The 263-nt window shown below is 63.5% G+C and carries 1 protein-coding gene; it reads right to left on the reverse strand.

Annotated features, from left to right (window positions below):
- Nucleotides 1–263 (reverse strand): sulfatase-like hydrolase/transferase (locus R0J88_RS20970; RefSeq protein WP_410901021.1); only part of this gene is annotated, 263 nt, incomplete at both ends.

Genomic DNA, 263 nt, shown 5'->3' on the forward strand with positions numbered 1-263 from the left:
GGTCAGACTGGCCAGCATCGGTACCGCCAGCACGGTCTGTGGCGCCGGTGCGATGGCCTGATCGAAGACCACCAGCTCGTCGCGACGCGCATCGAGATTCGGCGTCGTGGCGCGGGAATAGCCATATAGCGACAGCTGATCGCGGCGCTGGGATTCGCCGATGATCAGGACGAAGACGGCATCATCCGACACCTCGGGGCTACGCGAGACGCCACCGAAATCATAGTCATCCGCCATCAGCGCCTTGTAGCGCTCCTTCTCCC

It is taken from the genome of Pseudoalteromonas sp. SIMBA_162 (genome assembly GCF_046535955.1).
In the GTDB taxonomy this organism is placed as follows: Bacteria; Pseudomonadota; Gammaproteobacteria; order Enterobacterales; family Alteromonadaceae; genus Pseudoalteromonas; species Pseudoalteromonas marina.